Origin of the sequence: Microcystis sp. M53602_WE12 (assembly GCF_030065455.1) — a bacterium.
Taxonomy (GTDB): Bacteria; Cyanobacteriota; Cyanobacteriia; order Cyanobacteriales; family Microcystaceae; genus Microcystis; species Microcystis aeruginosa.
In genome coordinates this window covers 1-8520 of record NZ_JASJFB010000152.1, presented here as the reverse complement: position 1 = coordinate 8520, position 8520 = coordinate 1, and the positions used below count along the sequence as shown (strand labels likewise).

Genomic DNA, 8520 nt, shown 5'->3' with positions numbered 1-8520 from the left:
GTTAGAATTTTTGACCCAGGAAATTCCCAGCCAATCTGACCAACCTATTGAAATCATTACCACCGGCCATAGTTTAGGCGGAGCATTATCTCCAGTAATGGCATTATGGCTGTACGAAAATCAAGCAACTTGGAACCCTACCGGTAAACAAATCACCGTCAATACCCAATTTTCTGCGGGAGCAACTCCAGGGGATCAAACCTTTTCTGATTACTACGGAAATACGGAGCCAGGTCTCAATCAAAGCAGCCGACTCTGGAATAGTTTGGATATTGTTCCCCATGCTTGGAATATTCAGCAATTAAAGCAGATTCCCACCCTGTATGAATCTTGTAATATTCCTAAATCTTCGAGAATTGCACTATTAGTTAATAGTCAAATTCAGAAAGTGAAAAACTGTAATTATCTGGCGTTAAATCCCAGCACTTTTGCCATGAAAGGTAAATGTGGCGTTTTTTCTCAACCGCAACCAAACCCCCTGAAGCAATTTCTGCAAGAAGCCTATTTTCAGCATATCCAAGCTTATTTCAATCTTCTGGAAATTGACTGGCCGCTGACGGAAAATGTGGCTGATTCTCTCACGCTAACAGAGCAAGATTTAGATGATATTGCCACTAAGTTAAGCTAATTATTCTATCGCTAAACAGTCGGCAGTGGGAATCGGCACGACTGTAAATGGGGAGGAACAGAAAGGGAAAATAATTAAATTATTTACTTCTCTGACCTCTCAAGTAATTATCTTTAACTGTAACTCAATTAACGACTTTAAAAAGTCAACAATACTCATCTTCATCAAGGAGAAAATTATTATGGGTGCTGGATTTCACATACAAATTGTCAACGCTACGCCATATAACATCAATCAAGTAAAATCCCACAGTTACCAGATGGAGTGGGAGCCATCTTCTCAGATTAGTCCTAATTCCTTTACTCAATTTTATGCTGAGTTTAAAGAAACAGTAGGTCATGACAGTATAGATGATGCGGGTGATGTTGAATATACCCTTGAGGAGGTAAGTAACTTTAACTTTACAATTAGTGCTAAAAAGAGTGGAGTTCACGGACTATCAACGCCTGTCCCCTCAGAAGCAGGTTATGGGGTTTTAGTTGAATGGCAAAATATTCCCAATGGTCTTTTTGTTTATCCTACTCCAGATACTACTAATACATCTGCTGTAGGATGGATTCATGATGGGGTAGTAACGATCGCCCTTGGTTATTTCCCTGGTAATACCCAAAGCCAAATTAGTCCTTATCCAACCCCTAATTATGGCAGTGGCGGATTAGCAGATGATCAAAGTGTGTTACGTCCTTCCGTATTACACTGGGCTAATAATTGGATGGAATTATTTGCCCCTTGTATTCAAAACCTTTGTCTCAATGAGTTAACCCTGCCAGGCACTCACGATGCCTCAACTTATTGCGCTGGTAGTATTAGCCAATCATGGGTACAAACTCAATACCAAAACATCAATCAGCAACTTAGTCAAGGTATTCGCGCCCTTGATCTCAGATTAATGCTTAGTAGTGGCTCAGGGGATAATCAATTTGTTATGTGTCACGGGAGTTTTGCTCTCCCCCTGACTTTAGTAGATTTTCTCAATCAAGTAACGCAATTTTTAGCTGATAATCCCCAAGAATTTGTTATTCTTGACTTACATGATTTTGAGGGAAATTGGACAAGCCAAACCTATCAAGATTTATCTAATCTGATTATCAACACTATTGGACAGGATAAATTAATTCCGCCCTCTGGTATTTCTCAACCCTTAAAAGACCTTTGGCAAACTACTGGCCGAGTTGTAGTTGGCTCTCTCGAATTTCCTGATAGTATGTCTGATTGGTTAGCACAAAATACACCCTTTTGGAGCAGTTCTATTAAACAATATTGGTGTGGTACAAGTGTAACTCTTTGGTCAGACGTGCAGAGTTATTTACAACAACAAATTGACGCTATCAACCAACCTAATAATTTTCTCTGGTCATTAATGGCTCAGTATAATTATGAAGGTGCTTATGGAGTACCAGCTAATGTGCCTAAAGAACTCTCTAGCTTTTTCGCTGGTTTAAATGGCATCAAATCTAACATTATTGCCACTGATTGGTGGAATCGCGTCAATACCAGTACAGGTCAACTAGAAACCACTGTCAATAATTTTTCTGCTCTCATTAATGGAGTCCCTTTAAACATTTTAAAAGGGTATCGACGGGCAAATAACTTACCCCTATGGTAACTGCCATTAGATAGGCGATCGCCCCTAATTGAGCCTAGTTATCCTAAATCTCTGATACAGTCGGCAGTGGGAATCGGCACGACTGTAAATGGGGAGGAACAGAAAGGGAAAATAATTAAATTATTTACTTCTGACCTCTCAAGTAATTCCCTTTAATTTCAACTCAAAAGGAGATAATCATGTCTTTTCCCTACACTCAATGTATTTCGGCAATCACTATTCCTGCTGGTGAATATAAGAACTATACTTTTGTCGTCGCTGCTTACCAAAGTGGGATCTCGGTTGGGCAATTTTCACCGAATCCAACCCCACCAAGTTATACTTTAGGGGGGGTGAGTAATCTTGATAATAATGGTGCCAGTACTACTGCCATTGAGTTTCTGCTTGATTACAGCAACACTGACTATTCACCACCTTACTATTTTGTTTACGGATCTGAAGACGAGAATATTTGGCTTAATAGCATTAATCCCGCTACTCGAGGCAGCCAATTCACAAGTAGTAATGTCACGACTCAGATCGCTTCGGAAAAACAACCCGATGCGCCAATTGCCGGACTTTTCTATTATTTCCCCGAAAGCCTTCTTTACGTGGCAGCGTCTAATGGCAACCTCTACTGGTATTCAGTCACTTGGTCTAACGGCGTGCCGAGCTTGTCTTATGTGGGTTCAAACACATCTTATAGCCAGACGGATGGAGCGTCCGTATCTCTGACCTTTTTCCCTGCGGGGACGCTAACTAATTACGATTGTCTGTTACTCGGCGGGTGTGCGGCCACGGGGGTTATTTTCAATGCCAAAAACCCATCTTCAACTCCTACCCTTTACGGGTATGACGGTGGATGTAATGCAACTGACGTTTGTAAGGGACCAAAAGGCATTTACTGGGCAACCCCGGCTGGCGGTTTGCACTATCAGCCCTATAGTGGTTTCAATGCCTCGTTAAGTCCTATTTGGACAGTACCCAGTGGACAGGTCATTTTATCTTTGGCCTATTCACCCAACGCCGGTAATGCAGATCCGGGAAATTATCCAGAGGGAGCAATCTTTATTGCCACGGCTCCGTCCAACCCCTCTAATTCCTCTATGGGCAGTATCTATGTTTGCGATGCCAGCACTAACACGGTGGGCAATGCCGCCCAACAGGATGCAACCATCTCAGGGAGCCCCTGGGGCATCATTGCCGATGCCAATCTGACTTATATGTGTGCAACTGGTTCATGTGGTGTTTTCCTAAGTACCTTGGCAGCTTATAATCCAGAATCAAATATTCCTGAGAATGGAATGTTAGTACCAAATAAGGTGACTAGCGGTGTTGGGCATACCTGGATCAGTGATCTTGTTTCCGCCGCTGCGTTGGTTTTTGGCGTGGTGACAGAGGATCCCGTTGCTGTCGGTTGGGCAGTTGCAGGTATTGATGCTGGGCCAATCGATGCCCAAACGGGTTATTAAGCGAATAGGACGCTATAGTACCAGTTGGTTGGTGTGAGAAAAAAAAACAAACTTTCCTCAACCAACCTAACAATCTCTTGAATCAACAAAACTTAATCAAATATTCAAGGAGGTCATCAATTTATGGTTTTATACCGATGCAAAGAAAGCTATACCATCACCGTCAAAGATGAGGATGGATCTTTTTTATGGAATTTTAATAACTTTCCCTGCGATTTTGTCGGAGACAGACGGGGTGAAGCCGATATGGGAGCTATTCCTTTTGAGTTTAAACCCTACAATATACCTCTAGTGGTTGCCAATGCTAGATTATTTTCTGTCTTTGGTTTTGATGATCCCTCTTGGTTGGGAAGTCCCTTAGATATTCGTCTCTGCTTTGCCGCTGATAATGGGATGCAGTCGATTACTTTAATCCCCAATAAAACGGCGGGTTTTGATGTAATTGAAGACAGCGAACGTTGTAACATCCTTCGTCATGTCTATGATAGTCGTTCCTATTTTGAAATTTTGTTAGGTAGTACACAAGAAAACGCGGATACGGATACCATTTGGCTACATACTATGAATGTCTATCAAGACTAACCATTAAAGCGGATTCGCTAACTATCAACTTGAATTGGCTTATTCATCCAGTGGAAGTCGAGATATTAAGCGATCGCCTAGCTCAAGACTAATAAAAACGCTGAAAAAATTAACAACAGGAGAAACAACGATGACTGGTACTAATTCCACTAGCCCAAATTATGTAATCGTAACCGATCAATATTGGGATGGTTTGGCTGATAATCCCCTTGGTGCCACGGAAATTCGCGTCGAAAATGGGAATATCACTGCGATCGCTACAACAGTTGATCACAGCAACGCTCAAATTATTGAACTAAAAGGACACACCGTTACCCCTGGTTTCATTGATTGTCATGTTCATATCACCTTCTGTGAAGGGGATCCTACAATTCCAGAAAATCCTTATATGGTGACAGTGCCATTAATGACCCTTTATAGCTTAAATCCCCTGAAAATACTGTTAATGAACGGTTTTACTACTGTAAGGGAAGTGGGTTGTCCCGATCCAGAATTTATTACCGTCGATCTCAAAAAAGCGATCGCCAATGGCTGGATTATTGGACCAGATCTATTGGTAGCACCTCACCTGATTTCAGCCCAAGGAGGACATGGTGATTTTACCTCTTTAGTTGCTTTTCAGTTCAGACCAGAAAAATTTGAAGTAGCAGACGGAACAGCAGAAATTATCCGCATAGTACGGGAAGAAATTCGCTCAGGAGCAGATTGGATTAAATTCTGTGCCACAGGGGGTTTTAGCTCTCCTACGGATGATCCGAGTCAAACCACCTATTCCCAAGAGGAGATGAATATTCTGGTTAGTACCGCCAAAGATTTCGGTATTTCTGCTTGTCCTCACGCTTATGGAGGGGAAGGGGTTCAACGTGCTGTTAATGCGGGGGTACGTTCCATTGAACATGGTAATCTTGCCAGTTCCGAGACTTTGCAATTGATGGAGCAGAAGGGAGTTTATCTGGTACCAACTCAATACACTGTTTTAGAAAAAGCTCGCAATGCCAATAATCCTGAATATTGGAAAAGTCGTTCTCCTTGGCAACACGCTAAATATCAAAAATATGCCTCTCAACTGATTGCTTGTGCTGATAATTTAGCTAAAAGTAACGTTAAGATTGCTTTTGGTACTGATGCGGGAACTTTTCCTCATATAGATAACTGGAAAGAGTTTCCAGCGATGGTTGAAAATGGTATTACTCCTTTACGCGCTTTAAAAGCAGCAACTACTGTAGCGGCTGAATTATTAATGCAGCCGAATATTGGTGCGTTAGCGGTGGGGAAATTTGCTGATATTATCGCTATGCCGGGTAATCCTTTTGAGGATATTAATGTTACTGGTAAAGTTGATTTTGTGATGAAACGGGGAGTCATCTATAAACAACCATCGGGAGGACAAGTATAATGGTTTTGTCATCAAATCTCTGGAAGACACCAGTAACACTGCTGACGGGTTTTTTAGGTGCGGGTAAAACTACTTTACTTAACTCCATTCTTAAGGGTAAAAGTGATCGCCGTTTCGGCATACTGGTCAATGATTTTGGTAGTCTTAATATTGATCAGATGTTAATTAAAAATAGAGACGATGATCTAATCACTCTTGAGGGAGGTTGTGTTTGTTGTAGTTTACAAAATAATCTGGTTAATTCCCTTCCCAAAATCCTATCTCTCCGTCCAGATCAGATCTTAATTGAAGCCAGTGGAATTGCTAACCCTTATACCCTGTTACAAACCCTAAAGCGTCCAGTTTTAAGTAGAATAATTCGCTTGGAAAGTATTATTACCCTAGTTGATGCGACCTATCTACCCCAAATTTGTGAACCATCTGGAAAAATTAACTATCAAGATTTGCTAATTGATCAAATTTCGGCTGCTGATATTGTGGTTCTCAATAAAATTGATTTGATTGATGAAAAAGCACAAATTAATGCTAGTCAAATTATCCAAAAAATAGCACCTTGGGTGCGTTTGTTAAAAGGGAGTTATGGGGATGTTTCCCTAGATTTATTATTAGGATTTAGGGACTCATTTCCCGTTCGTTCTGTATCTAGTCAATTAAAATCTAATCACTCTGATAACTTTCATACTTGGAGTTATGAAAGTGTTCGCCCTTTTCAGTTATTAACCCTGGGAAAAATATTAGGGAAATTACCCGTAACTGTATGGCGAGCCAAGGGTATTTTATCTACTGTTGAACATCCCAATAGAGGAGTAATTTTGCAACAAGTGGGGCCGAGAATTACCTTAGAAATAGGCGAAGAATGGGGTAATAATCCACCCTTTACCCAATTGGTATTAATTAGCACGGAGGCAATAAATACAAAAATATTACAGCAGCAATTAGATAGCTGTTTAAGAGTAGAGGATTTTGAGGTAAATTTAAAAACTCAAACCAAAGATAATTTTATTTTAAGTAACGAAATGTAACAAATATATCACAATTATCCAGGGTGAAACGTTTTACTAATGTGACAACGAGAAAGTGGCTAAAAAGTTATCAAAAAACTGGGTTTAAAACCTCGCCCTTCTAGGGGGACTTTATGTTAGAATTTTAGTAATCTAGAAAACCCGCCCTATCCTAGAGAAAGTCCTGCAACGGGTTGACGATGAGTAAGGGGAAGCTGACGGCCGCGGGGAACTCCATGCTAGAGGCAAAACATACCTTGGGTCGGTATGTATCAACAAAATTGAATTAGTCTCCGGAGGGCATACGGAGGAGAGATAGCCTTTTCATTCTATTAATCAATCTAAAAAGTCCCAAAAAATATGATAACTTCCACTCCAGTAAAAAAAAATGACGATGTTAACGCCTTAAATGCGGATATTAGGGAAGTTTTATTAGAGGTTTTGCCGATAATTTCTCCTGAATTACAACTAGAACTCACTAAGTTAGTTCAACAGATTCATCACCTGAATTATTTGATTTATAAAAAAAGTAATAGCTGGAAAATTGGTTGGTTTATTTTTAACAATGATCCAACTAAATTGATTTTGTTATTAGAGGAAATTAAATATATATTGCTCATGGCAAAAACTAATAAAGTCGGAGTTGATGCTATTCGAGGATTCAGAATTAATCTAGAAAAGGAAATTAATCATAGTCGCTATTTTTTATGGGGACATATTTTAAATGGATTTAGTTCTATCTATTCTACAAGATCAGTCCCATTCAAAATATTTTTAGGTTTATCTATTACAACTTTTTTATCTATGATTGCCCTCAAATTTTCTGCTCAAGAAATTTACATATTTGATGATAATTTACACCAGAAACACTCTCAAGAGGAGGCACTTATTTCAAAACCATTACCTCAAGCAAACTCCCCAGTACCCATTCCTTCTAGTAGTTATTCAGAACAGTTAAAATCATCGAGTGATACGATAAATCCTAATCGGCATATATTTTATGGTTTAGTTTATGCGGCAACAGCAGGAGTGTTGGGAAGTGTTGCGAGTATTTTACTCAGAATTATCGACTTTACAGACAAAAAATATGACGACCCCCTCATTCCTCTTTTTATTGGTTTGTTTAGACCCTTAATTGGTCTAATTTTCGGTATTTTTATCTTTAGTTTAATTAGCTCAAATACGTTGATTAAAATTGATTTTATGATTACCCAGGATCAAAATTCTTCTAGTTTAATAACCAACAAAGCCCGTCAGGATTTATTTATCTTTTCCTGTGCTTTTTTAGTGGGATTTAGTGAAAGATTTGCCTCAGATTTACTGAAAAAAACTGAATCGGGATTAATTGAAGAAAAAGAAAAATAATGTTATTGGCTAAATTATACGGACTTTTGCGGATTCAAGACATACAATAACAGCAGTGGGCAAAATAATTGCGGAGATCAAGAAAGTAACCGTTCGCATCCGTTCATCGCTGTTTGAGTTGCCTTTTTTCTTCTTGAGCATCCACCAGAGAAGGGGTATCGCTACCCCTTCATGGACAATGCCGACTGTGAGGATGTTGTAGTGATGACTACCAAATGACCAATTGGTGCGGTCAATACTCAATACCCAGGGTTGAGGGATATGGAGCCACTGGACTACAATGGGAGCTATTTGAGGGTAATCTCTCTCGAAGTCCCCAAACAAGCGTTGTCATCGTTTGTAATGGGACTCTACCAATACCCGACCTTCAAAACCTAGGGCTAATTCCTTGAGGTTGACGGTTTTTACTTTCAACAGAGCCAGTAAGAATAGAGCGAGGAAAGAGAGTCTTGCTCCCTGCCATCCCTTTAGGAGGTTTGAGAGCTTGGGTG

7 protein-coding genes and 1 pseudogene are annotated in these 8520 nt (G+C 40.0%); 7 read left to right on the top strand and 1 reads right to left on the bottom strand.

Annotated elements, in window-relative coordinates:
* The 7 genes from PX482_RS05910 to PX482_RS05880 form a co-directional block, all read left to right on the top strand.
* Positions 1-628, top strand: a 628-nt coding sequence (locus PX482_RS05910; protein ID WP_288028242.1) for a lipase family protein, incomplete at its 5' end; no start/stop codon positions are given.
* Positions 629-809: 181 nt separating this feature from the next.
* A complete protein-coding gene (locus tag PX482_RS05905; protein WP_288096683.1) occupies positions 810-2234 on the top strand; it encodes a phosphatidylinositol-specific phospholipase C domain-containing protein in 1425 nt (474 codons plus the stop codon).
* Between the two features lie 179 nt (positions 2235-2413).
* Positions 2414-3685 (top strand): hypothetical protein, encoded by a 1272-nt coding sequence (locus PX482_RS05900; RefSeq protein WP_288028244.1) that lies wholly within the window; start codon positions 2414-2416, stop codon positions 3683-3685.
* A 123-nt stretch (positions 3686-3808) separates the two neighbouring features.
* Entirely contained in the window at positions 3809-4267 is a 459-nt protein-coding gene (locus PX482_RS05895) for a hypothetical protein (protein ID WP_002759953.1), read from the top strand.
* 130 nt (positions 4268-4397) lie between these two features.
* On the top strand, positions 4398-5663 hold the full coding sequence (locus PX482_RS05890) for a metal-dependent hydrolase family protein (RefSeq protein WP_002759954.1): 1266 nt from the start codon (positions 4398-4400) through the stop codon (positions 5661-5663).
* A complete protein-coding gene (locus tag PX482_RS05885; protein WP_002759955.1) occupies positions 5663-6685 on the top strand; it encodes a CobW family GTP-binding protein in 1023 nt (340 codons plus the stop codon). The genes PX482_RS05890 and PX482_RS05885 overlap by 1 nt, the downstream gene beginning before the upstream one ends.
* A 339-nt stretch (positions 6686-7024) precedes the next feature.
* Complete coding sequence (locus PX482_RS05880) at positions 7025-8029, top strand: hypothetical protein (protein WP_002759957.1); 1005 nt, start codon at positions 7025-7027, stop codon at positions 8027-8029.
* A gap of 75 nt (positions 8030-8104) precedes the next feature.
* Here the strand turns inward: PX482_RS05880 and PX482_RS05875 are convergent.
* Positions 8105-8520 (bottom strand): annotated as a pseudogene (locus PX482_RS05875) (IS4 family transposase); the annotation flags it as partial.

What these genes read in the sequence shown, in the direction of transcription:
- PX482_RS05895 (WP_002759953.1), top strand. Translation starts at nt 3,809, where the DNA reads ATGGTTTTATACCGATGCAAAGAAAGCTATACCATCACCGTCAAAGAT.
- PX482_RS05885 (WP_002759955.1), top strand. Translation starts at nt 5,663, where the DNA reads ATGGTTTTGTCATCAAATCTCTGGAAGACACCAGTAACACTGCTGACG.
- PX482_RS05890 (WP_002759954.1), top strand. Translation starts at nt 4,398, where the DNA reads ATGACTGGTACTAATTCCACTAGCCCAAATTATGTAATCGTAACCGAT.
- PX482_RS05880 (WP_002759957.1), top strand. Translation starts at nt 7,025, where the DNA reads ATGATAACTTCCACTCCAGTAAAAAAAAATGACGATGTTAACGCCTTA.
- PX482_RS05905 (WP_288096683.1), top strand. Translation starts at nt 810, where the DNA reads ATGGGTGCTGGATTTCACATACAAATTGTCAACGCTACGCCATATAAC.
- PX482_RS05900 (WP_288028244.1), top strand. Translation starts at nt 2,414, where the DNA reads ATGTCTTTTCCCTACACTCAATGTATTTCGGCAATCACTATTCCTGCT.